Origin of the sequence: Echinicola vietnamensis DSM 17526, assembly GCF_000325705.1 — a bacterium.
GTDB lineage: Bacteria > Bacteroidota > Bacteroidia > Cytophagales > Cyclobacteriaceae > Echinicola > Echinicola vietnamensis.
Genome location: NC_019904.1, coordinates 4119569 through 4142341 on the forward strand (window position 1 = coordinate 4119569; position 22773 = coordinate 4142341).

18 protein-coding genes are annotated in these 22773 nt (G+C 44.9%); 16 read left to right on the forward strand and 2 right to left on the reverse strand.

Going from position 1 to position 22773, the window contains the following annotated elements; all coding sequences use genetic code 11:
• The first annotated feature begins 90 nt into the window (after positions 1-90).
• From ECHVI_RS23040 to ECHVI_RS17000, 15 genes are all read left to right on the forward strand, one after another.
• Complete coding sequence (locus ECHVI_RS23040) at positions 91-825, forward strand: SPOR domain-containing protein (RefSeq protein ID WP_015267239.1); 735 nt, start codon at positions 91-93, stop codon at positions 823-825.
• A 1-nt stretch (position 826) separates the two neighbouring features.
• A complete protein-coding gene (locus ECHVI_RS16935) occupies positions 827-1522 on the forward strand; it encodes a MotA/TolQ/ExbB proton channel family protein (protein WP_015267240.1) in 696 nt (231 codons plus the stop codon).
• A gap of 52 nt (positions 1523-1574) precedes the next feature.
• The gene (locus ECHVI_RS16940; RefSeq protein WP_015267241.1) at positions 1575-1967 is read left to right on the forward strand and encodes an ExbD/TolR family protein; all 393 of its coding nucleotides are present in this window, start codon (positions 1575-1577) and stop codon (positions 1965-1967) included.
• Positions 1968-2027: 60 nt separating this feature from the next.
• Positions 2028-2978 (forward strand): hypothetical protein, encoded by a 951-nt coding sequence (locus tag ECHVI_RS16945; RefSeq protein ID WP_015267242.1) that lies wholly within the window; start codon positions 2028-2030, stop codon positions 2976-2978.
• Positions 2979-2985: 7 nt separating this feature from the next.
• Positions 2986-4278, forward strand: a complete 1293-nt coding sequence (locus ECHVI_RS16950) for a bifunctional folylpolyglutamate synthase/dihydrofolate synthase (RefSeq protein WP_015267243.1) — start codon at positions 2986-2988, stop codon at positions 4276-4278.
• A 1-nt stretch (position 4279) separates the two neighbouring features.
• Positions 4280-4939 (forward strand): tRNA (guanosine(46)-N7)-methyltransferase TrmB, encoded by a 660-nt coding sequence (gene trmB / locus ECHVI_RS16955; RefSeq protein ID WP_015267244.1) that lies wholly within the window; start codon positions 4280-4282, stop codon positions 4937-4939.
• Between the two features lie 131 nt (positions 4940-5070).
• A complete protein-coding gene (locus tag ECHVI_RS16960; protein WP_015267245.1) occupies positions 5071-5625 on the forward strand; it encodes a hypothetical protein in 555 nt (184 codons plus the stop codon).
• Positions 5626-5807: 182 nt separating this feature from the next.
• Positions 5808-6377 (forward strand): RNA polymerase sigma factor, encoded by a 570-nt coding sequence (locus ECHVI_RS16965; RefSeq protein WP_015267246.1) that lies wholly within the window; start codon positions 5808-5810, stop codon positions 6375-6377.
• 101 nt (positions 6378-6478) lie between these two features.
• Positions 6479-7672, forward strand: a complete 1194-nt coding sequence (locus tag ECHVI_RS16970) for a FecR family protein (RefSeq protein WP_015267247.1) — start codon at positions 6479-6481, stop codon at positions 7670-7672.
• A gap of 165 nt (positions 7673-7837) precedes the next feature.
• Positions 7838-11119: a TonB-dependent receptor gene (locus tag ECHVI_RS16975; protein ID WP_245553357.1), complete on the forward strand. Its 3282-nt coding sequence runs from the start codon at positions 7838-7840 to the stop codon at positions 11117-11119.
• A gap of 21 nt (positions 11120-11140) precedes the next feature.
• A complete protein-coding gene (locus ECHVI_RS16980) occupies positions 11141-12439 on the forward strand; it encodes a RagB/SusD family nutrient uptake outer membrane protein (protein WP_015267249.1) in 1299 nt (432 codons plus the stop codon).
• 22 nt (positions 12440-12461) lie between these two features.
• Entirely contained in the window at positions 12462-13385 is a 924-nt protein-coding gene (locus ECHVI_RS16985; RefSeq protein WP_015267250.1) for a phosphodiester glycosidase family protein, read from the forward strand.
• A 6-nt stretch (positions 13386-13391) separates the two neighbouring features.
• Positions 13392-14732 carry an IPT/TIG domain-containing protein gene (locus tag ECHVI_RS16990; RefSeq protein WP_245553359.1) on the forward strand — a complete coding sequence of 447 codons (1341 nt, stop codon included), beginning with the start codon at positions 13392-13394 and terminating at the stop codon, positions 14730-14732.
• Positions 14733-15106: 374 nt separating this feature from the next.
• Positions 15107-17074: a phosphodiester glycosidase family protein gene (locus ECHVI_RS23045; protein WP_015267252.1), complete on the forward strand. Its 1968-nt coding sequence runs from the start codon at positions 15107-15109 to the stop codon at positions 17072-17074.
• Positions 17075-17519: 445 nt separating this feature from the next.
• Positions 17520-18542, forward strand: a complete 1023-nt coding sequence (locus tag ECHVI_RS17000) for an inorganic phosphate transporter (RefSeq protein WP_015267253.1) — start codon at positions 17520-17522, stop codon at positions 18540-18542.
• Here the strand turns inward: ECHVI_RS17000 and ECHVI_RS17005 are convergent, their stop codons facing one another.
• Both ECHVI_RS17005 and ECHVI_RS17010 read right to left on the reverse strand, forming a co-directional pair.
• The gene (locus ECHVI_RS17005; protein ID WP_015267254.1) at positions 18543-19961 is read right to left on the reverse strand and encodes a fibrobacter succinogenes major paralogous domain-containing protein; all 1419 of its coding nucleotides are present in this window, start codon (positions 19959-19961) and stop codon (positions 18543-18545) included.
• 28 nt (positions 19962-19989) lie between these two features.
• Complete coding sequence (locus ECHVI_RS17010) at positions 19990-21411, reverse strand: fibrobacter succinogenes major paralogous domain-containing protein (RefSeq protein WP_015267255.1); 1422 nt, start codon at positions 21409-21411, stop codon at positions 19990-19992.
• A 268-nt stretch (positions 21412-21679) separates the two neighbouring features.
• On the opposite strand from ECHVI_RS17010, the gene ECHVI_RS17015 reads away from it, so the two are divergent.
• Positions 21680-22705, forward strand: a complete 1026-nt coding sequence (locus tag ECHVI_RS17015; protein WP_015267256.1) for a LacI family DNA-binding transcriptional regulator — start codon at positions 21680-21682, stop codon at positions 22703-22705.
• The last annotated feature ends 68 nt before the right edge of the window (positions 22706-22773 follow it).

Sequence of the window (22773 nt, forward strand, 5' to 3'; positions counted from 1 at the left end):
TGATTTTGGGGAATTATTCGTTGGCGCCATATTGAGTAATTGAGGGTTTTATCTTAGTTTAGCAATTTAAACCACCAAGAAAGCAGAAGAATGACAGACAAGGACCAGGGAAAAAAAGCGAAAAGAAAAGACGAGGATAAAGATTTTGGCTTGCCAGAAATCGAGATTACGCCCATTTCCAGTGAGGAAGCCAAATCTGAATCACGCCCTTCTGTGATTCCTGTGCCAACGGGTGAAAGTGCGGATACCAAGTCCGAAAAAGAACCTGAAAAGGATGCCCCTTCAGAAAAGCAGGAGGCGCCAGTAATTCCTGAACCCACCCCAAGTTCAACATTTCCTGATAATGAGGAAAAGGATGAAAAAAGTAATAAAGCTGGTTGGATAATTCTATTGTTACTGTTGCTAGGGCTACTTGGTTTCGGTGTCTACCATTTTGTGATAAAGGGCCCCGAGCAGCCTGAAGTACCTGAACCCGTAGCGGTACAGCCAGAAGTGGTCGAACCTGAGCCGGAAATCCCGGAAACACCGACTACTCCTCCAGCAGATGAGACTTCCCAAACTCCTTCCCTGACTGAAATCAGTGAGAAAGGGGATGCTCCACATTATTTTGTGACAGTAGGGGCTTTTATCGACGGGGACTTGGCAAAGGACTTTTCAGACCGATTAAACAAGCAAGGATATAACACCTACATTGTACTTCCAGGCTATGGTTCTTCGTTCTATAAACTGGCCATTGAAGATTTTGACAATGTCGATGATGCTTTGGCCATGATTGAGCGGGAGCAAGAAAATTTCGAAGAAACTTTATGGGTTTTTAAATACTAATATGATCTTACTACAGACTTTATCAACCGACAGTCAGGCGGTTGCCGATTCACTATCTACCATGGAAAATACCGCCGAGAGCATCGGGCTTTTGGATCTATTGATCAAAGGCGGATACATGATGATCCCGCTTTATGCGCTGTTTATTTTGGCCATTTATATTTTCGTGGAGCGGATAATCACCTTAAAGAAAGCCGCCCAAACGCCAAAAGGCATGATGGACCAAGTAAAAATGATGGTTCAGACGGGGGATATAGGCGGTGCCAAAATGATTTGCCAAGAAGAAGATACCCCCGTGGCCAATATGATTTCAAAAGGGCTGGAGCGAATCGGTAGTCCCTTGAAGAACATAGAGGTGGCCATTGAAAATGTGGGCAAAATAGAAATTTATAAGTTGGAGAAGAACCTGAGCTTACTGGCTACCGTTTCCGGTGCAGCCCCCATGATCGGCTTTTTAGGAACTGTCGCGGGGATGATTCGCGCTTTTATCGGGGTGGCCCAGGAAGAAGGAATGGTTTCTCCCAAATTGCTTTCCACCGGTATTTATGAGGCGATGATTACGACCGCTTCGGGACTTGTGGTAGGGATCATTGCTTACCTTGGGTATAATTATTTGGTCGCGCGGGTTTCTAAGCTCATCCATAACATGGAGTATACCACGGTGGAGTTCATGGACCTGTTACAGGATAAAAAATAAGAAGTGAAAATCAGTAGTATGCGTATATTTCTGATAATCAAATAAAAAATGTATGGCGCTTCAATCAAAACATAAAGTAGAAGCAGCGTTTAGCATGTCATCGATGACAGATATTATTTTCTTGTTGTTGATCTTTTTCATGCTGACTTCTTCCTTCATTACTCCATCCGGATTACCCGTCAATCTTCCCAGTAGTGAGACGTCCGATATTGTAATGCAAGAGGTAACGGTAACGGTGACCAAAGACCTGAAATACTCCGTAAACGATAAGATCGTGGAGCGGGAAGGAATCAAAGAGGAGCTGACTGCGTTACTAAAAGGTAAGGATGGTCAAGTGGTGCTTCATATCGATAAGGAAGTGCCCGTGGAATATTTGGTTGAAATTGGTGGCATAGCAGCGAAACTGGAAGCCAATGTTTCCATCGCGACCAAACCATATAAGTAGCCAGAATTAAGAAGCATCTTGAGGATTGAGTCTTGAGAAATTATAAAGCAGGAGTTAAGCGTGGAAGGAACAGCACATAACACAGAGCTGGACAGCAAAAAGAAAGCAACGATCATTACCATCATTGTGAACGTGTTGGTATTGGTGGGCATTTATTTTATTGTGGTATGGCGACCGCCTGTGCCGCCCATGGCACAATTTGGCCTTGAGCTTAATCTGGGCTTTACGGATGCTGGTAGTGGCAATGAACAGACCGAGACACCTCCTTCTGAAAGTGAACAAATCAATACGGAATCTCCAGCACCTGGAACGCCAGTGGAATCACCAGATCCCGTGCAGCCAGAAGCACAACCGGTGGCTCAGCCAGAATCACAGCCAAAGCCTACTGAATCTAAAAGCAGTTACGAAACCCGTTCCAATACCGCAAGCCCCTTGAAGGGCAGTGAAAAAAGTAAAGAAGCTGTCAAAGAGCCGGAGCAGCCAAAAGAAGAGGCGAAGCCGGTGACCAAACCTGCTAAAAAAGAAGAAAAGAAAGTGGAAGAAAAAGTGGAAGAGAAACCCACTATCGACCAACGTGCTATTTTTGGTGCGGGAGGAAATAAGGGCAAGAGTTCCCAGTCATCAGCAGGAAGCAACCAAGGCAATTCCACGCAAAAGGGTGATCAGGGCAACCCTGAAGGCACCATTGATGGAAGGTCGTTGATGCAGTCCGGACAGGGAAATGCCGGGAATGGCGCCGGATATAATTTGGATCTGGCCGGATGGGATTTTGCGAGTAAGCCCAACATCCAAGATCGGGTTTCCAACCGAAATGGACGGATTGTTTTTAAGATCACCGTGGATGACAATGGGCGTGTGGCCAGGGCAATTCCATTGGAATATAATGTGACCAATGAAGTGCTTTCCTATTATCGGGGAATAGTGAATGGACTTACTTTCAAGCGAAAAGGGGGCAATCCGGCCGCCGAATATTCCGAAGGAAAAATCACCTTTATCATCAAAGTAGATTAATCAACAGATGACGTATCAGGAGACGTTGGACTACCTGTTCAATGCATTGCCGATGTTTCAGCGGATCGGGGCAGCAGCGTTCAAGAAGGACCTCAGCAACACCGTTAAACTGTGTGAAGAATTGGGAAATCCCCAGCAGCAGTTTAAATCCATCCATGTGGCCGGTACCAATGGAAAAGGAAGTTCTTCCCATATGATTGCTGCGGTCCTCCAAGAGGCTGGCTACAAAGTGGGGCTTTATACTTCCCCACACCTAAAATCGTTTACTGAGCGGATCAAGATCAACGGTAAGGAAATTCCACCAGATAAAGTGGTGGCTTTTGTGGAGCAAAACCGAACATTTCTCGATAGCTTAAAGCCGAGCTTTTTTGAGATGACCGTGGGGTTGGCCTTTGCCCATTTCGCGGAGGAGAAAGTGGATTATGCGGTAGTGGAAGTAGGCATGGGCGGAAGGCTGGACAGTACCAATGTCATTACGCCTGAGGTATGCCTGATTACCAATATCGGATTGGACCATACCCAGTTTTTGGGCACAACTTTAGCAGAGATAGCAGGAGAAAAGGCAGGGATTATCAAACCAAAAGTTCCCGTGGTCATTAGCCAGTACCAGTCCGAAACAGTGGAAGTGTTCAAGGCAAAAGCGTTGGAGCACAAAGCCCCTGTTTTCTTTGCAGACCGCTATTATAGAGCTGTTCAGAAAGGTTTAAACACGAGCACTCAAAAGTGTGATTATCAGATAATTAAAAATAATACAGATACTGTCTATTCCTTAGACCTTTTTGGTAAATATCAGGAAAAAAACCTTCCAGGAGTATTGATGGTGTTAGAAGTGTTAAAAGAGCAGGGACTTCAGTTAGCACCATCCATCGTTCAGGCAGGACTAGCCCATGCCGCCGAAATTTCCGGTTTGAAAGGCAGGTTTCAGAAACTGGGCGATGCCCCCTTGGTCTACTGTGATACTGGTCATAATGAAGACGGTATGGGTCAGCTCATGGAGCAGCTCCAAGCCATGCCTTATGATGATTTCCATATCATTTTAGGAATGGTCAACGACAAAGACCTTGGCAAGGTACTGGACCTTTTACCGAAATCGGCAAAATATGTGTTTTGTCAGGCCAATATTCCAAGGGCACTTCCGGCGGATGAGCTGCAGCAAAAAGCCACTGATCATGGTTTGGCGGGCGTAGTTATCAGGGATGTGAATGAAGCGTTGTCACAAACCTTAAAAAAAGCATCAAAAAACGACCTAATTTTTATCGGAGGCAGTACCTTTGTGGTCGCTGAAATCGAAAACTTATAAAATGGGCAGAAATAAGCTGGCGAGATTTAAAGCCAACGAGGAGAATCGAAATGTGGTTCAGGAAGGAAAGGAAATCTTCGAACGCATCAAAGGGAATTGGAGGAAAGAACAGTTTAAGAATGAGCGCTCCATCGTAGTGGAGTTGGCGTGTGGTAGGGGCGAATTTACTGTGGGGCTGGCGAGAGAGTATCCTGATCAAAACTTTATCGGGGTGGACATCAAGGGTTCCCGGATCTGGAAGGGCAGCACCATAGCCATTGAAGAGGGCTTGGAGAATGTGGCGTTTTTGCGCACTCAGATCGAACAGCTGGAACGTTTTTTTGAAGAAAAAGAGATCAGCGAACTTTGGATTACTTTTCCAGATCCTCGTCCCAGGGATGGGGATGAGAAAAAGCGGTTGACTTCTCCTAGGTTTCTGGAAATGTACAAGCCGTTGATTCAGGAAGATGGCTGGATTCATTTTAAGACGGATAACACCGGACTGTTTGCGTATACGTTAGCATTGCTTCAGGAGAGGGAGGATATCAAGGACTTGGCTTTCACTCACGATTTTTATGCATCTACATTCAGAGACGACCACCACGGCATCAAGACCCGTTATGAGGCGATGTTCAGTGCCAAGGGAGAAAAAATCAAATATTTGAAGTTTCGGTTTAGGTAGGCAATGGCTTTCATAAATGAGGCTTGTTTTTCACCGATTTAATGGTTTGATAACCTAAATTGGGCATGTGTAAAGCGCAAAACAGGTACATTGGGTCATGAAAATCAAGTGCTCATCTAAGCTATATTTTTATGAAACACTTCCTTGCTTTTATACTTTTGGTTTGCTGTTATCACCAGCTGTCTGCTCAGGAAGTTTGTTGGTGTGACTTTACGGTTTTATCTGAAAATGGACGCTATAAGGCAAAAGTAGAGGCGGACGATGCGGAGAATGGAAAAGCCAACCATCGGTCAGACTGGAAGATCCGGGTTTTTGAACAGACCAATGGCCAAGAAACGTTGCTGTGGGAGGCACCTTACCGCTATGCTGGTAAACCAATGGGAGCCTTGTCCAATGATGGTCAGTACTTCACTTATGTTGAAAATTGGTTTTACCAAGACCAATCTTTTATCCAAATCTATAAAAATGGACAGCTGATACCTTTCCCAATTACGGGAAAGTCTCTTGGTATTCCGCGGAGAAAACTAAAGAAGGGCGAACGACACTATTATTGGCTGGCTGAAACCGGTAATCCGTATACATTTAAGGAAGATGCTGCAGGAAATGCCTATTTGTTCATCCGCTCGATTGATGGGCAGGAGTATCCTATACATTTGGAATATGGGACCTTTATAGCAGCATCCTGATGCTTATTGTCAGAATTATTAAAAAAAAGCCCCTAAAACTGGGGCTTTTTTGTTAATGATAGTGAACCTCTGGAGGGATTTTAATAAATTGATAACACATAATCAAAATAACTTCGACTGGTTATTTACTAATTTTGATTTATTCGATCATCTTACTGATACTTTCGCATTAAGTCGTTTTAATGAAAAACAAGAAAGACCAAAGCAACATGTCGTCATCAAGCAACCAGTTTACACTGGAGCAGGTCTTTTATCGTTTTCATAAAAAGCTAGTCTATTTTTCGTTTCAATTTGTCAAAGACAAGAGTCAGGCAGAAGACCTTGTTCAGGAGGTGTTCATACAGTTTGCACAAAAGGAGGAGGCACTTCAGCAGGGGGAAGCTTATATCCAAAATTATCTTTACAAAGCGGTCAAAAACAAAAGCCTCAATTCTCTGCGTGATCAAAAGCAAAAGTTAGGAATTGCTGATGAGGTGTTGTCGATTTCAAATGAGGATCAGACGATAATCCAGCGGATGATTCAGGCAGAAGTGATGGATGAGCTGTATGCGGCCATGGAGGCGCTGCCCGAAGGCTGTAGGAAAGTGTCAGCACTTGGTTTTTTAGAGGGAAAATCCAATCAGGAAATTGCTGATCAACTTGGCGTGTCCATCAATACCGTCAAAACCCAAAAACAGCGAGGTCTAAAGCTTCTTCGGTCAAGGCTTAACCCTGAGGTAATTTATACCCTGGTTTTATTAATGAATTGTTAAGGAGTGTTATCACAATATTAATTGTAATTTTTTTTATAAAAATCCACATTTTCTTTCACCCGATAGGATGGTTTGTGTGTAATAAGGGCAAATACACATGAATGAACGATCATCAATACATACAATATTATACTCAGCTTATTCTCAAAAGCCTTAAGGAGGGCCTTACGATTGCGGAACATGAGCAATTGGAAGAGTGGTTGGCCCAAAGTGAAGAGAACAGGGTGTATTATGAGCAGCTCCAGCAGGAGGAACACCTGGAAGCAGAGATGGAGTTTTTTTCCTCTATAGATTCCGATCGAGCTTTTGATCGGCTAAAACAGCAGTTGCATCCATCTGAGGAAGAGGATAAAGTCCAAAGGGTTTGGTGGAAGCCTTATGTTGCGGCAGCGGCAATATTAGCCATTTTACTATTGAGTTGGGGGATGTTTGGGAACTTGCTGTCCATTTCAGAAAATCCTGTCCATAAGCCATTGCTGAGTGAAGATATTGCGCCGGGTACGGATAAAGCCATACTGGTTCTTCCCGACGGGGAGCAGATCGTTTTGGACGCAGCGCATGAGGGAACCTTGAAAGAAGACGATGGTGTCACCGTGGCCAAGAAAGTCAATCAAGTGATATTTAACGTGCAAAAGGATTTTGCAGCCACAGGAGGCGCTAAAATGAACAGGGTTTTTGTGCCCAAAGGAGGGAAGTATCAAGTGGTATTGGCAGATGGAACCAAGGTTTGGCTAAACAGTGCTTCATCTCTCGAATTCCCATCAAACTTTACAGGCACATCCAGAAGGGTCAGCCTTAAGGGCGAAGGGTACTTCGAAGTGGCGCATAATCCTGACAACCCTTTTATCGTACAGGCCGAAGACACGGAAGTAAAAGTGCTGGGGACCCATTTTAATATCAACACTTATGACAATGAGCCGGTAGGCAAAACCACCTTACTGGAAGGAAGTGTGCAGGTAGCATATATAGGACAACAAAAGATTATTTCGCCCGGAGAGCAATTGCTTTCAGCTGATGGATTGCCTGTCAAGACAATAGATACGCGTCAGGTGGTGGCTTGGAAGGAGGGGCTTTTTATGTTTAAGAGTACTGGGCTTGATGATATTTTAAGACAACTGGAACGCTGGTACGCCATCAAGGTCGCTAAGGATGGTGAAATACCGGACAAGCATTTTAGCGGCACCATATCCATGGATACCCATTTATCCAAAGTCTTGGGTATGTTGGAATTGTCAGGAGCAATCGAATTTGAAATAAAAAACGGAACTGTCTATGTAAAAAACACCACCAAATGAAAAGCCGATGGTTCTCGCAAAACCACCGGCAAGGCTGATCAATGCCACTTAACCTCACATTAAAATTTTATCGATCAACATCTAATTTGTAAAGTTATGAAATTAACCCACTTAGAACAAGGTGGACAAGGGGTATCTTTTGCCCCGCCCAATTACCTTTTGGTTATGAAATGGACCTTAATTTTATGTTTGTCACTCGTATTTCAGGTAACGGCCAAAGTCCACTCGCAGGAGTTGACCTTGAAGGCCAAGGGACTTCCCTTGAAAGAGGTGATGGAAATGATAGAGTCGCAATCCAAGTATCGGTTTGTGTTTAACGACGAAACGGTAAGCCAATCGAAGCCGGTTTTTGTAGATGTAGAGAGCGGATCATTGAAATCGACCCTTTCTGAAGTGTTTTCCAATCAACCGTTCACCTATGAATTGGTAGACACATACATTGTAATCAAACCAAAAGCAGGGATACCGGCAGCTATTATTGAAATCACCGGTACCGTGCTGGGTGAAGACGGAGAACCGCTCCCCGGGGCTACGGTACGTGTGAAAGGCAGTTCGAGAGGGACCGTCACCGACCTGGATGGAACATTTGCCTTCAGTGGTTTGGAAGAGGATGCTGTGCTGGTCGTTTCTTTTATCGGGTATGATCCCCAAGAAATTCCCGTAAACAGCCGCAGCAAAATTGAAGTGATTCTTAAGCCATCCCAAAACGACTTATCAGAGATTGTGGTGATTGGATATGGGCAGCAGGACAGAAAGGAAGTTACCAGTGCCATTTCCAACTTTCGCCCAGATGAGAAAAATTTTCGGCAGGTATTGGGACCTGACCAGCTGATGCAGGGCAGAATGCCCGGGGTACACGTCGGTGCAGGAGCAGGGACTCCCGGAAGTAATGTCCGCGTAAGTATTAGGGGAATAGGCTCACTTAGTGGCCAAAACGAACCCCTTTATGTCGTAGATGGTATTCCATTGGTCAACCACAATGCAGCATTATTTAACTTGGGAGAGGGCATGAATCCACTTTCAGAACTGAATCCCAATGACATCGAATCCATAGAGGTGCTGAAAGACGCAGCGTCTGCCGCCATTTATGGCTCTAGGGCCACCAATGGGGTGGTGATCATCACGACCAAATCCGGTAAGGCAGGACAATCCAGCTTAAATATTGAAACCAACTTCGGAATCCAGTACCTGCCAAATCTGGACAAGCTTAAAATGGCCGATTCTGATCTATATTTGGAAGTGCTTAACGAAGCCCGTTACAACTACAACCAGCAAAACGGTTATTCTCCCGGAGACGGCAATTTTGTGGATTATATGGAAGATCCTTATCCCGGTTTGCCAGATACCAATTGGCTGGACCTCGTGCTAAGGGATGCGCTGGTTTCTAACGTCAATGTTTCATTTTCTACAGGAACCGACAAAACCAAACTTTACATATCAGGTGGTTATCTGAACCAAGAAGGTGTCATCAAGACCAATGATTACAAGAAATACAATGCGAAGATCAATGTTACCCACCAAGCGGTAAATTGGTTGGAAATCGGTACGAATACCAACTTGAGTTTTTCCCGAAACCATCGGATTCCAAACGGCACGTATGGTTCGTCCATATTTTTGAGAAGTATGGGCCAACGTCCCTTTGATCGACCTTATAAGCCCAATGGTGATTATTATGTCGGTGGCACAGAGGAGTTGGTTTACCACAACAACCTTCAAATCCTCAATGAGCAGAATACGAAACTGGATAATTACCGGATGCTGGGAAACGTTTATGCAGACATCAAGTTTAGCCCCTCTTTTCACTTGAAGAACAGCTTTGGCATGGACGCCATTTATACAGAAGATTACCTGTATTATACAGATGAGCATCCTTATGGTGCTGGCCAGGGGCGTTTGCTTGATGAGCGAAGGATGATGACCAATGGACTGATCGAGAACACTTTATATTTTGACCACACTTTTGGGAAGCTTAGCGTGAATGCTTTGGTGGGGCACTCATACCAAAAAGTGACGACCAGCACCAATTACATCGATGGAAGAGGATTCCCATCTCCTTCATTTGACGTGCTTTCCGTGGCCAGTGAGATCGCCAATGCTTCTTCTGGTTTTGGAGAAAATGCACTGGAATCTTACTATAGCCGGGCCAATTTGAGCTGGGAAGACAAATATTTGCTATCCCTATCCATTCGTGCGGATGGTTCATCCAAGTTTTCTCCTGAGAAACGATATGGATCTTTTCCATCCATTTCTGCAGGATGGAACTTGTCTGACGAGAATTTCTGGAAGTTTTCCCAGACGGACCTTAAACTCCGTGCCAGTTATGGCGCCACGGGTAACCAAGACGGTATCGGCAGTTATGCATATCAGGCCTTGATGAGCGGTGGAGCAAATTATGCCGGCAACAGTGGGTTGTCTATCTCTACTTTTGGTAATCCCAACCTGACCTGGGAGACGGCCAACCAGTTTGACGTAGGCATTGACTTGGGCTTATGGAGCGGTAAAGCAAACTTTTCAGCGGATTACTTTATCAAAAACACTGAAAATCTGCTTTATAACATGCCCATTCATGCGACCAGCGGATTTAGCAGTGTGACCAGTAATATCGGTTCGATGAGAAATACTGGATTGGAGTTTTTGTTGGACTACAACCACCGCTTTGGTGAGCTACAGTGGCAGTCCAGCTTCAATATTTCCTTTATCCAAAATGAACTTACTTCCTTGTTGGGAGATGATCCCTTGCTGATCGGAGCCAATAGAACCCTGCAAGTGGGCGAAGAAGTGGGAAGTTTCTACATGTACAAAATGTTGGGAATCTTCCAGACCGATGAGGAAGTTCCAGAACCGCTATACGAACAAGGTGTTCGTGCAGGGGATGTCCATTATGAGGATGTGAACGGTGACGGCATCATCAATGTGGACGACCGTCAGATCATCGGTACTTCCAATCCTGATTTTTACGGTGGCTGGTCCAATACCTTTCAATACAAGAATTTTGACCTAAGTGCTTTCTTGACCTTTTCGCAGGGCTCAGAAATCTATGCAAACTGGAGGATCACCACCGAAAGGCTGGGCAGTGGAAGACAAGGATTCAGAGAGGAGCCCGCCCTAGAGCGATGGACAGGGCCCGGTACCAGCAATGAGGTGCCCAGAGCGATCCACGGCACGGGGTACAATACTTATAATTCTTCCCGTTTTCTGGAGGATGCCTCCTTCTTACGCTTGAGGACCTTGAGCTTGGGCTATTCCTTGCCGCAATCCCTATTGGAAAAATTGCAAATGAGCAAGCTTAGGATTTTTGTACAAGGGGAGAACCTTTACCTGTTCAGCAATTATACAGGGCTGGATCCGGAGGTTTCCAAGAACTATGATGCGCGGTATATGTCAGATGACAACATGAACCTGCCACAGCCAAGAACAATCAGACTGGGCTTGAATGCTTCATTTTAAAACCAATCAAAGAAGAGAATTATGAACCTGAAAATATTGTCCATAGGCCTGATAACGCTGATGCTGTCCAGTGCCTGTAGCAACCAGCTGGACCTGTACCCAAGGTCGGCGGTATCATCTGAGTCTGAACTTACCGAGGATGATGTAGAATCCTTTCTGATAGGAGTTTACCAATCTGTACAGAATGATCCAGGAAGGGAGTCGTACATTTTACCGGATTTGGTAGGTGGTGACCTTAACTCAGCCGGATCCACCAATGGTGGCGGCACCAATGCTTTTATCAGCAATATCCTTCGTCCGGAACATGGTTATGTAAACAGTTCATGGAAGGGGTATTATGAAGCCCTTTATCAAGTAAATACCCTTATTTCCAATGTAAAAGGGATGACCCCATCAGACCGGATCAACGAAGTGATGGGGACAGTACATTACTTTCGTGCTTACATTTATTACAATTTGCTGATCAAATTTGGCGGTGTGCCCATCATCAGGGAGAACACCCAAGAAAAGCTGCCAAGGAATTCAGCTGAGGAAGTTTGGCAATTTATCGAAGAGGACTTGACGGTAGCCATTGAACATGCGCCTGATTTTAATGCTGGCCTCGGCGGGGATTTTAATTTCGTTTCCAGCCAAGCGGCCAAAGCGCTGATGGCCCGCGTGAAGTTGGGCCAGGGAAAAATGGACGAGGCAGCAGCCTTGGCAGAGGAGCTGATCAACTTACCGTATTTTGATTTGGACAGCTTTGATAAAATCTTCCGAAGACAAGACAATAGTGAAATGATTTTTGCTTTTGTGAACTTGACGATTGAATCCAGCATCAATCTTTCCACCCTGTTTTACACCTATGCCCACCCACAAAGTGGCTCCTATGTGTTCAAACCAAACCCTTGGGCCATGGATATGTTCACAGGATCAGATTTGCGAGCAGATGTCTCCGTGGACACTTACGATGGGCTGGATGTAGTGAACAAGTATCCCAGCGGCCAAACAGGCACCGATCAGCTTAATGTGAGCAGGTTAGCAGAGATGTACCTTATCAGTGCCGAAGCGCAAGGGCTTGCTGGAATAGATCGTTTAAATGAATTGCGGGAAGCAAGAGGGCTAGGGCCGGTATCGGCATCGAATGAAGCGACGTACCTTAATTTGGTACTAGAGGAACGAAGGAGAGAGCTCTTTGCGGAAGGTTTTCGCTGGGTAGACCTGGTACGTACAGGTAAGGCAATAGAAGAGCTGGGTATTCAGCAACGGGAAACCCTTATGCCCATCCCAGAGACCGAGTTGCTTTTAAACGAAAAATTGGAACAAAACCCAGGGTATTGATCCCCTAAAAGAGAAAACAACAATGAAAAAATATATCAATTATTACTATTCCATCTTGATGGCTGGTTCCTTGATGCTAATGGCTGCCAGCTGCAAAAATGAAGATGCCCAACCAGCCGTGCTGGATAAAGACTTGGCACCGATCACCCAACGCATGGTGGACAGTACCGAGTTGGTCAGTGAAGTGTTTTGGGATACGACCTTTATGGTCGCCCCAGGCGTGGAAGAAACCGACATTCATTACCTGTCCATGAAAGGACTTTCGATGCGAATGTTTGTCTTTAAAATTGACCTTAAAGCAGATGGTGTATCACTCCATCCGTTGACCCCTTTTGGCACCAGTGGATTTGGCATGCAGCCTATTCCTGATATGATGGGCTGGGTAGATGTACCTGGAAAGAAAGTAGTGGCCGGTGTAAATGCTGATTTCTTTAACATGGACACGGGAGAGCCGCGCGGGGTAGTACACCTGCATGGGGAACAGGTCAAGACCACGCCGATGGTCGGCAGGTCATTCTTTGGTGTGGATAAAAACGGTCGGTTGGTGATCGAGCATTCCGATGATTATCCTGACGTAAAAGATGACCTTTACGATGCTTTGGGAGCAGGGGACCTGCTAATCAAGGATTATACCTTGGCCCCTCTAGCAAATACTGAGGATATTCATCCCAGAACAGCCGTAGGGATCACAGATGCGGAGGAGGTTTACTTTATGGTCATTGATGGGCGTCAATTTGACTACTCCAATGGCATGACGTTGCCTGAAGTGGCTACGTTCTTCCAGGCTCTGGGCGTTCGAGATGCGACCAATTTGGATGGCGGGGGTTCCTCTACTTTCGTGAGCCTGCACAGTTTAGAGGACGTTTTTCACATTCGTAATCGGCCTTCCGATGGATCTCCACGTCCCGTGGCGAATGGTTGGGCTGTATTGGTAAATGAAAATTGATTTTCCATGAAATTAGTAACACGAAGCATGTATAAATTCCCATTATTAGCAATAATGATGATGGCCATAGCATTCTTTGGCTGTGACAATGATGATACGACCCCCAGTGGCAATTCAGGTCCATTTGTATATACCATGGTTCCTATGGAAGGAAATGTGAAAGATGTGGTGACCATCCAAGGAAATAATTTCAGCACGGACAGAAGCCAGAACCAAGTGACGTTTGATGGCGTGGAAGGGACCGTACTGGAAGCCAGCAAAAGTAGGATCCAAGTGGTGGTTCCTGAAGGTGAAGGTGTCCAGCAGGTGGAAGTAAGCGTCAACGGGGAAGCGGCAAATGGCGCTGCCTTAACGTTTCTTCATGTGGAGCGACCGTCCAATTATGTGGTTTCTACCCTTGCTGGCAGTAGTGATTATGGCTTGATCGATGGTAGCGGAATTCAAGCGGCTTTCCGAAATCCAGAAGGGGTTACAATGCATCCGGATGGTTACCTGATAGTCACTGACAGAGCGAATAATAGTATTCGAAAAGTGACCACGGATGGTGCCGTAAGCACCGTTTTGGGCACGGGAAACAGCGGTTTTCAGAACGGGCCAGTAGCCAGTGCTTTGCTGGATTATCCATGGAAATCCTGCGTGGATATGGAAGGCAACATTTACGTGGCTGACCGAGACAATCATATGATCCGTAAAATTGATCCCCAAGGAATGGTCAGTACGGTCGCTGGAACGGGAGAGGCAGGTTTTGCAGATGGTCCTGCTGAAGAAGCGCAGTTTGATCAACCGTTGGATATAGCGGTTACCGCTGAAGGCGTGCTTTACGTAACGGACAACCGAAACCACCGCATCCGTAAAATAGAGGTGGATGGTACGGTGAGCACCGTAGCCGGAAGTGAACAAGGCAACCAAGATGGTGCTTTGGAGGAAGCGACGTTTAGGTATCCTTCTGGCTTGGACGTTGACGATATGGGCAATATCTACGTAGCCGATCGCATCAATCACCTGATCCGTAAAATTGATTTGAATGCCGGTCAAGTAAGCACTGTCGCTGGAGACGGTTCCCAAGGGACCAGAGACGGACAAGTGATGACCGCACAATTCAATAATCCTTATGGGATTTCGGTGGCTGACAATGGCCAGTTGGTCGTAGCCGATCTATCCAACCACAAAATCCGCCTGATCCAAGGAGAGAATGTGATCACCATTGCAGGTTCTGTTGCTGGTTTTCTGGACGGTGTGGGCGTAACGTCCCAATTTTATAATCCGACTGATGTAACCTATCATGATGGCGTGATTTACGTCGCTGATCTGGGGAACCACAGGGTACGTAAGATTGAATCGGAATAAGCTAAAAAACCGATTTTAAAATAAAAATTGGTGGTAAACCGTCATTGCTAGTTGAGTCATAGGGTAACCTTGTTTCCCGTATAACAGGATTGTTTCACTTCGATTTCATTACATGAGCAATGACGGTTTCTTTTTATTAAATATTTTTAAAACCTCGTTTTATGTTTTTGTAGTGAAGGCTGAAAGTGCAAGAAAATCAATGAGTTTAGAGGTGTTGGCGTAGCATGGCTACGGACCTGTCCAGCTGCTACAAAGAAGCAACCTCAAAGCTTAGTAGCAGGCTTTAATGCCATTTCAGGAAGGAACTTATAGACTAAAGCATATTGCGGGTTACCCCCACGAAAACACTAACATCCATCTAGATATACTAAATCATGAGAAGAATATACAGTACCATTAAACTCATTTTTCTTATTGGGATCCCATTGGTATCCATGTTATCATGTAGCACATTTGATGACCCCGAGGGCTTGATCGCTGAAAAAGAAGTTCCTTCATTATCAACTCAAAGTACTTGTCAATATAACATTACACAAATACTCAAGGAAAACACGAATCTAATCGATTCTGTAGTTGATGAGTCACAGAGAATGGTAGCTACAGGTGTAGTGGAAACTATCATCAGGTATGTCGATCCTTCAGGAGATCCTATGCGTGTATTTTTCTTAGAGGTTGATCTCAACATACCAGGGCTGAACATGGAAGTGGGTACACCATTTAATCAACATGGATACGGCCTTCAAACCATTAAAAACCAAGCAGAAGAGGTGAATGCGACACATCATCAAGTCATCGCTGCTATTAACGGCGACTTTATTGATAACCAATATGAAACACTACCGAGACCTCCGCATGGGATTGTCCATAAAAATGGAGTAGTCATCAAGGATGTTTATACCCATACCGCTGAAAAGCCACAACAAGGACTTACCTTTTTTGGATTGGACAGAAACAAAGAGCCAATAATAGGAGGTAGAGATGATTATCAAGCAGCATCTGGTGAGCTTTTCAATGCGACAGGTGGGGGAGTGTTTTTGGTAAAGAATGGCCAGATACAAAGTCAAACCATACACTCCATTCATCCTAGGACGGGGATAGGATATAGAACTGACGGAACAGTGATTATGTTTGTAGTGGATGGACGCGATTCCAAATATAATACAGGATCCACAGGGATGAAATATACTGAAATGGCCAGTGTGTTTTATGCCTTGGGTGCAGAAAATGCCATTAATTTAGATGGAGGAGGTTCTTCCACCTTTGTGACGCAAACTTACGGAATCAATGAATTATTAGTAAGAAATTTACCTGGGAACCCCAATAATTCCCACCGAGAATTGGTCAATTCTTGGTTAGTGTATAGGTGTCTTTATGAGACAGAAACCATTGCAGGTACCGGAATAGCGGGGTTTCAAAACGGCTCCAGTAGCACTGCAAAGTTTGATAATCCTGAAGGTATAGCTATAGATCAACAAGGGAATATTTTCGTAGCCGATCGCGACAATAATGTGATAAGAAAAATAAGCTCCTCAGGGGATGTCTCAACATTTGCTGGGACAGGGATAGCTGGTTTTACCGACGGGGTAGCTGGAGTTGCAAAATTTAACAGTCCTTGGAAAGTAGCTGTAGACAACCAAGGAAATGTAATAGTTGCGGATCGTGGTAATCATTCCATTAGGAAAATAACGCCTAATGGAACGGTAAGTACCTTGGCAGGAACAACGAACGGATATCAAGATGGAAGTGGTAATCAGGCAAAATTCGACCAGCCTACAGACGTAGCGGTATTACCTAATGGAAATATTGTGATAGCAGATAATAGAAATCATTGCATCCGGATGATTGATTCCTCAGTACAGGTTTCTACGATAGCGGGTACCGGAAATGGAGGGTATGTTGATGGAGCGGGTTCTCAAGCGCAATTTTACTATCCTTCAGGGATAGATACAGATCCTAACGGTAACCTATTTGTCGCAGATAGAAAAAACCATGCAATAAGGAAAATAGATAGCTATCATAATGTATCCACAGTTGCTGGAGGAAATGGAGAGGGAATTCAAAATGGAGGTATTGCTGTGGCGAAATTTGATGATCCTTATGGGGTTGCAGTGGGGCAAAATGGAAAGGTATTGGTGGCAGATTTGGACAATAATGTAATTAGGGAAATCAATGGAGATTATGTTAGTACTATCATAGGAAGCAATGGCGAGGGTTATATTGATGGTCCATCCACTGCCAGTAAAATGAATAGTCCAACTGATGTATTAGTAAATGGAGATGAGATAATTTTTGCGGATTACGGCAATCACCTCGTCAGAAAAGTAGTAAAGGATGAAGAATAGTTTGATGGGGTAATGGTCCATTGAAGTGTATCATTCCAAACACCTGTTTGCTGTTGCGTAACTAGGCTAGCTTGTAGAATAATTTATTGGGAAGTCCCGTTAAAATTTCCATCGAATTGCCGGTGGGTTTATTAAATGGATTTACTTTAGATTAAATATTTAACCCGTTTTCAAAAATGAACAGATAGCACTTCTAAACCCGATTATAGCATCAAAAGAAACCATTTACAAGGCCTTGATTTCCCAAGAGGGACTCTCCAAAGTTTGGCCCCTAAAGCTATCCGTGCGGGCCGAGGTGTAACATCTTTTTTACTAAAATGATTACTGCATAATGGGGACGTGTTTCTTGCACTAAAATAAAACCCTACTAAGTCAGTAGGGTTTATGTGTTTTTTGTTACTTTTGCGGGGAATTTATCCATTATTACTGCTGTCTTATTCAAATCATGTCAGAACTGTTTAATTCCCTAACCATTCCCTTCTTATTGGCCATGTTTTTAGCGGTCAATATGGGAGGAAGCGGTACTGCGCCGGCCTTTTCTGCAGCGTATGGAGCGAGTGTCATCCGACGAAGCTTGATTCCAGGGCTGTTTGGTATTATGGTACTTGCAGGCGCCTTGCTTGCGGGAAAGGAAGTTTCCCTGACTTTGGGAAAGGGGTTGCTAGATGCTGCTTTTTTTACTCCTGAGGCCACCTCCTTAATATTGTTGTCGATCAGCCTTTCCCTTTTGATTGCCAATTTATTGGGCGTTCCCCAGTCTACCAGTCAATCTACCGTACTGGCCATTGCAGGCGCGGCAAGTGCAATGGAGGTATTTGACAGCCATAAACTCTTTTATGTGATTTTGCCCACTTGGCTGATATTGCCGGTGGTGGCTTTTGGGCTGATGCTGGTGCTGAGCAAGTGGGTGTTGCCCATGGCGCAAAAGAAGATATTCACGTCCGATTACAAGCAGCTTTCGACCCATCCGCTACTGAAAGGGCTTTTGATTTTTTCATCCCTTTATGTGGCCTTTTCCATAGGAGCCAATAACGTGGCCAATGCTGCGGCACCGATCGCTTCCCTGACAGCCAATGAAATAGGGAAGGAGGCCATCGAAAATTTCTTGCCCATCATCATTCTGTCCGTGTTGATCGTGGCCCCTTGTTTTGCCATTGGGAGTTCATTAATGGGCCACAAAGTCACCAAGGCCACGGGAAAAGGCATTGTGGAGCCGACGCCATTCCATGCGACAGTGATTGCCTTGATTGTGGCCAGTTTGCTGATGTATGCTTCCATCATGCAGGGCATTCCCACTTCACTCGTACAGCTGAATGGTGCGGCGTTTATTGCACTGAGCATTAGTAAGGATGGCGCAAAGACGACTTTTCAAAAACCCACGGTCAGGAAGTTTTTTCTGGTATGGGCGGTGGCTCCGGTTTTTGCGTTTTTGGTCGCTTATGTGTTGACCTTGGTGTTTTTGGTTTAATTAATCCTTGACACAACGGATACTCAATACATGGCCATCTCGTGCTCCATCAGCGCTACCCATTCGGTAGATTGAGGAAATTTCTTCCGGTGATACTGAGAAGCCTTCAGATTGTATACTTCTCATTTTGAGAGAATCCTCTTTGGGAGACCACCACCAGGCAGCGAACGAAAAAGCATTCCAACGAAGTCCTTCGCCTGTTTCGTCAATGTCATAGATCCAGCGGCCATTTGGGTAAGCTGTAAATCCCGTGGAATTGGTGATATTCAATTCAGGAGGTACTTCACCATAGATGTCAGGCCAATCCAGTGCCATGAGTTGGTCGGCTGCTTCTTGGTCATAGCCTCTTCTGCGGCTATAGAGGTCAGACTCGGGTATACCTAGGTAGCGCTCAAGTTCCATCCAGTCTTCATCGGTCGATACATGCCAATTGCAGGGGCAAATATTCTTCTCATTCCTTGCTACTTCTTGATTGTAGTAATAATTGTTTTCTGAGGTGTATCTATCCGCTTTTATGAAAGCATAATCAGGCTGTTCGTTAAAGCCATAGGGCATGGTAATGCCAGGGGGCATAAATGTTTCCAAAGGCGTGCCGTCACAATAGGTAACTGCACGGAGATTTTCTGCCATCCAGTACTGATTGCCGATTTTTACCACTTCATAGACATTGCCATCCGCATCGGTCACACTAGTGATTTCTTCTTCTCCACCGATCTCAAAGTATTCCTCATGGTACTCAAATGGCCCGATTGCCAGTTCAATAAAGTTAACCGTTCCTTGACTTTCAGTCAGTTTGAGGTAGTGGTGGTAGTGGTTGTAGGGCGATATGGCCAGTTCCTTCTGCAGGGCTTGCCCGTTGAAGTTTTCATAGATGGTCAGGGTGGGAGCTTGGGCTGCTTTGACGTACAGGTAAAGGATCATGTCATGTTCACAAACAACTAACTCGTGTGTTCCATCCAAGTTGGCGGATTGGACAAATTCCTTCTTCACCGTCACCAGACCATATTCTGTACTGCCTTGCAGGCTGATGTCCAGACTGGTATCGTCCAAGGTAAATTCCCCCGAAATGGTAAAGGGCAAGAAGGTCTCAAAATCGCCGCCTTCCACTTCGGAGAACACCGAGTATTCCCCAAAGGGTAGCTGAATCTGATAGGCTTCGGTGAAGTCATTGGGATTGTATTCCAGTGTGTATTCCTGTCCAGTGGCCTTGTTGGTGATGAGCAGCGTGGCCGATTCGGCAAAGATATGCTTCCATTCTGATTCGGCGGCTGTTCGGCCATATGGCGAGACATTCCCAAAGTGCTCAAAAGTGACCTTGGAGAAGCTCACCGTTCCCATTTTAGGTTCTTCCATGCTTTCCTGCACACAGCTGGTGGAGAGGAATATGCAGAGGGTAAAAAGGGATAAGTAGTTTTTCATGATGAGGTTGGTTATGTTGAGGGATTTGTTATTGGTTTTTGACACAGCGCACGGGGAAGTAGGAAATTGTGTGACGATGCATTGAACGAATAATTTTGTATTTCCCATAGCCATAGCCGTAATAATTTAAACCCTTAAAATCTACGGCTCTAAACAGTGGTTTTTCAGGGCTATTGGCCCACCAATAAGCAAAAAAGTCATCAAGGTAAAAGGTTCGGATATCATCTGTTGGACTGTCGACCTCCATGTAACTGGAAGGGCTGGCATTAAAACCGGTCCGACTAGAAATTTCCCGTAATTCCAATTCGGGAAAGTGCTCGTTTAAGTTGGCGTCTTTCAGTCGCTCGCCTGCCAATACATCTGCACCTCTTGATGTCGATAGCAATGATCTTTCTGATATTCCAAGATGTCTTTCCAAGGTCATCCAATCCGCATCGGTACTGACGTGCCAATCACAGGGACAGATGTTTTCGTCCGATGTAACAGCTTCATAGTTGTAGTAATAAATATCTTTTCCCGTTTCCGGCCGTTGTTTTATGACAGCCATGGGGAAGGTGGTATATCCTTCATCCGGATTTTCGGATAGGATTTTTGGATATGGGAAGGTTTCCAGTGTGTCACCATTACAATAAATGGAGTTTCTTAAGTTTTCGGCCATCCAATATTGACCTCCGATTTTGACTACTTCATAGACATTCCCTTCCGCATCAGTGACATTGGGGATGTCCCCGCCGTCCGCTATTTCAATGTACCTTTCGTAATATTCAAATGGGCCAATGATAAGTTCGACAAAACTTACCACGCCTTGAATTTCGGTCAGCTTCAGCTGATAGTGATAGTGGCTATGTTCTGCAATGTCCAGCTGGGCTTTTAGCGCTTGGCCGTTGAAGACTTCATAGATGGTAAGGAGCGGACTCAGCCCGCTTTTCGCATAAATGTACAATACCTTGCCATTGCTTCCGGGAATGAGTTCATTGACTTGGTTTAGGTTGGCGGAGGACGCAAATTCCTTTTCTACACTGACCAGCCCATATTCAGTTGTTCCATGCAATGTATGGTCGATCCTATTGGCATCCAGGCTGAATTCTCCCTCTATTACGAAAGGAAGAAAATATTCAAAATCCCCGCCTTCCACTTCACTGAAAATGGTATAATCACCATAAGGCAATTCGATTTGGTATGGATACGAAAAATCGTTGGGATCGTACTCCAGCGTGTATTCCTGTCCGGTGGCCTTGTTGGTAATGAGCAGCGTGGCGGATTCGGCGAAGATATGCTTCCATTCTGATTCGGCGGCTGTTCGGCCGTTTGGGGACATATTCCCAAAGTGCTCAAAAGTGACTTTGGAAAAGCTCACCGTGCCCATTTTGGGTTCTTCGATGCTTTCCTGCACGCAGCCTGATAGGAAAAGATATATAAGCAGCAGGTAGGAGTAAGTGGCTTTATTCATGACAAAGTAGGTTTTGAGTTTCTTGAAAAATAATTAGGTTAAAGTTACTCATTTTAGAATCTTTAATCATTAAAGAGGTTTTTAATGTATATAAAATACTTAAATTAATGTTTATTTATGTTATAATCGTAAAGATTTGCGTTAACTGCTTTTTCATCAGTGTGTTGGGGGGATGAGTGGGTAATAAATGTATGTTGGGGCTGTGAATGACCATTTTTGTAACGAAAAGGGTATGAATCAGCGGCAATTTTGATATCTTGATCCTGATATGAAAAAAAGACCCAGCACGATAACCGACATTGCCAAAGCCTTAAATATTGCCGCTTCTACCGTATCCCGTGCCTTGCACGACAGTCCGTCTATCAGTAAAGGGACCAAACAAGCGGTCATGAAAATGGCCAAGCAAATGGATTACCAACCTAACATGTTGGCGGTTAGCTTGCTGAGTAAAAGGACCAAGACCATCGGGGTGATCGTCCCTGAAATTACCAGTTACTTTTTTTCGACCGTAATCAGTGGCGTGCAGGATATGGTCAATGAGGCGGGCTATAAGCTGGTAATCTGTCAGTCCAATGAATCCTTTGAAGAGGAGCAGAAGCTGATGGAGACCCTTGCATTGAACAGGGTGGATGGTTTTTTGATTTCTCCAGCTTCCAAAACCATGAAATTTGCCCATCTTGAACGGCTGAGGGCTTCGGGTATTCCCATCGTGGTTTTTGACAGGGATTGTCCAGGGTTTGATGCTGACAGGGTGTTGGTGGATGATTTTGACGGGGCCTTCCAAGCGGTAGAATACTTGATCAAGACGGGGTGCCGACGTATTGCTCACATTGCAGGCCCTAAAAACCTTACGACCTGCCAACACCGGATGGAAGGATATACCAAGGCCTTGCAGCAGCACCATATTCCAATGGAAGATAGCTTGATCGAATGGGTGGATGGTTTTACTTCGGAAGATGGAGAAGAAGCCACCAGAAAGTTATTGGACCAATCCCCACTGCCAGATGCTATATTTGCCATTAACGATGCGGTGGCGATCGGAGCAATGGCCATCATTAGGGAAAGGGGCTTGAGGATGCCCGAAGATATTTCAGTGGTAGGATTTGATGATGAGCCTTACAGTAAATACTTCCATCCATCCTTGACTTCCGTATGGCAGCCGGTTTATGAGTTGGGAATGCTTTCTTCCAGGATATTGATGAACCATTTGGCTGCTGATCAGGAGATAGACCAGTATCGCTATGAACTGCTCAAGCCTGAACTGATCGTCCGAAATTCTTCCAGGCCGTTATAAATCAAGGATCAAGCCCCTTTTCCAAGGGATGAATGTTGACATGTTCCTATGAAAGAATCCTTCACACC

Bases quoted from the DNA above. Each gene is read 5' to 3' on its own strand.
- ECHVI_RS17005 (WP_015267254.1), bottom strand. From the start codon at position 19,961: ATGAAAAACTACTTATCCCTTTTTACCCTCTGCATATTCCTCTCCACC.
- ECHVI_RS16975 (WP_245553357.1), top strand. From the start codon at position 7,838: ATGAAATGGACCTTAATTTTATGTTTGTCACTCGTATTTCAGGTAACG.
- ECHVI_RS16965 (WP_015267246.1), top strand. From the start codon at position 5,808: ATGAAAAACAAGAAAGACCAAAGCAACATGTCGTCATCAAGCAACCAG.
- ECHVI_RS16960 (WP_015267245.1), top strand. From the start codon at position 5,071: ATGAAACACTTCCTTGCTTTTATACTTTTGGTTTGCTGTTATCACCAG.
- ECHVI_RS16935 (WP_015267240.1), top strand. From the start codon at position 827: ATGATCTTACTACAGACTTTATCAACCGACAGTCAGGCGGTTGCCGAT.
- ECHVI_RS16985 (WP_015267250.1), top strand. From the start codon at position 12,462: ATGAAAAAATATATCAATTATTACTATTCCATCTTGATGGCTGGTTCC.
- ECHVI_RS17010 (WP_015267255.1), bottom strand. From the start codon at position 21,411: ATGAATAAAGCCACTTACTCCTACCTGCTGCTTATATATCTTTTCCTA.
- ECHVI_RS23045 (WP_015267252.1), top strand. From the start codon at position 15,107: ATGAGAAGAATATACAGTACCATTAAACTCATTTTTCTTATTGGGATC.
- ECHVI_RS16990 (WP_245553359.1), top strand. From the start codon at position 13,392: ATGAAATTAGTAACACGAAGCATGTATAAATTCCCATTATTAGCAATA.
- ECHVI_RS16970 (WP_015267247.1), top strand. From the start codon at position 6,479: ATGAACGATCATCAATACATACAATATTATACTCAGCTTATTCTCAAA.
- trmB (WP_015267244.1), top strand. From the start codon at position 4,280: ATGGGCAGAAATAAGCTGGCGAGATTTAAAGCCAACGAGGAGAATCGA.
- ECHVI_RS17000 (WP_015267253.1), top strand. From the start codon at position 17,520: ATGTCAGAACTGTTTAATTCCCTAACCATTCCCTTCTTATTGGCCATG.
- ECHVI_RS23040 (WP_015267239.1), top strand. From the start codon at position 91: ATGACAGACAAGGACCAGGGAAAAAAAGCGAAAAGAAAAGACGAGGAT.
- ECHVI_RS16980 (WP_015267249.1), top strand. From the start codon at position 11,141: ATGAACCTGAAAATATTGTCCATAGGCCTGATAACGCTGATGCTGTCC.
- ECHVI_RS16940 (WP_015267241.1), top strand. From the start codon at position 1,575: ATGGCGCTTCAATCAAAACATAAAGTAGAAGCAGCGTTTAGCATGTCA.
- ECHVI_RS17015 (WP_015267256.1), top strand. From the start codon at position 21,680: ATGAAAAAAAGACCCAGCACGATAACCGACATTGCCAAAGCCTTAAAT.
- ECHVI_RS16950 (WP_015267243.1), top strand. From the start codon at position 2,986: ATGACGTATCAGGAGACGTTGGACTACCTGTTCAATGCATTGCCGATG.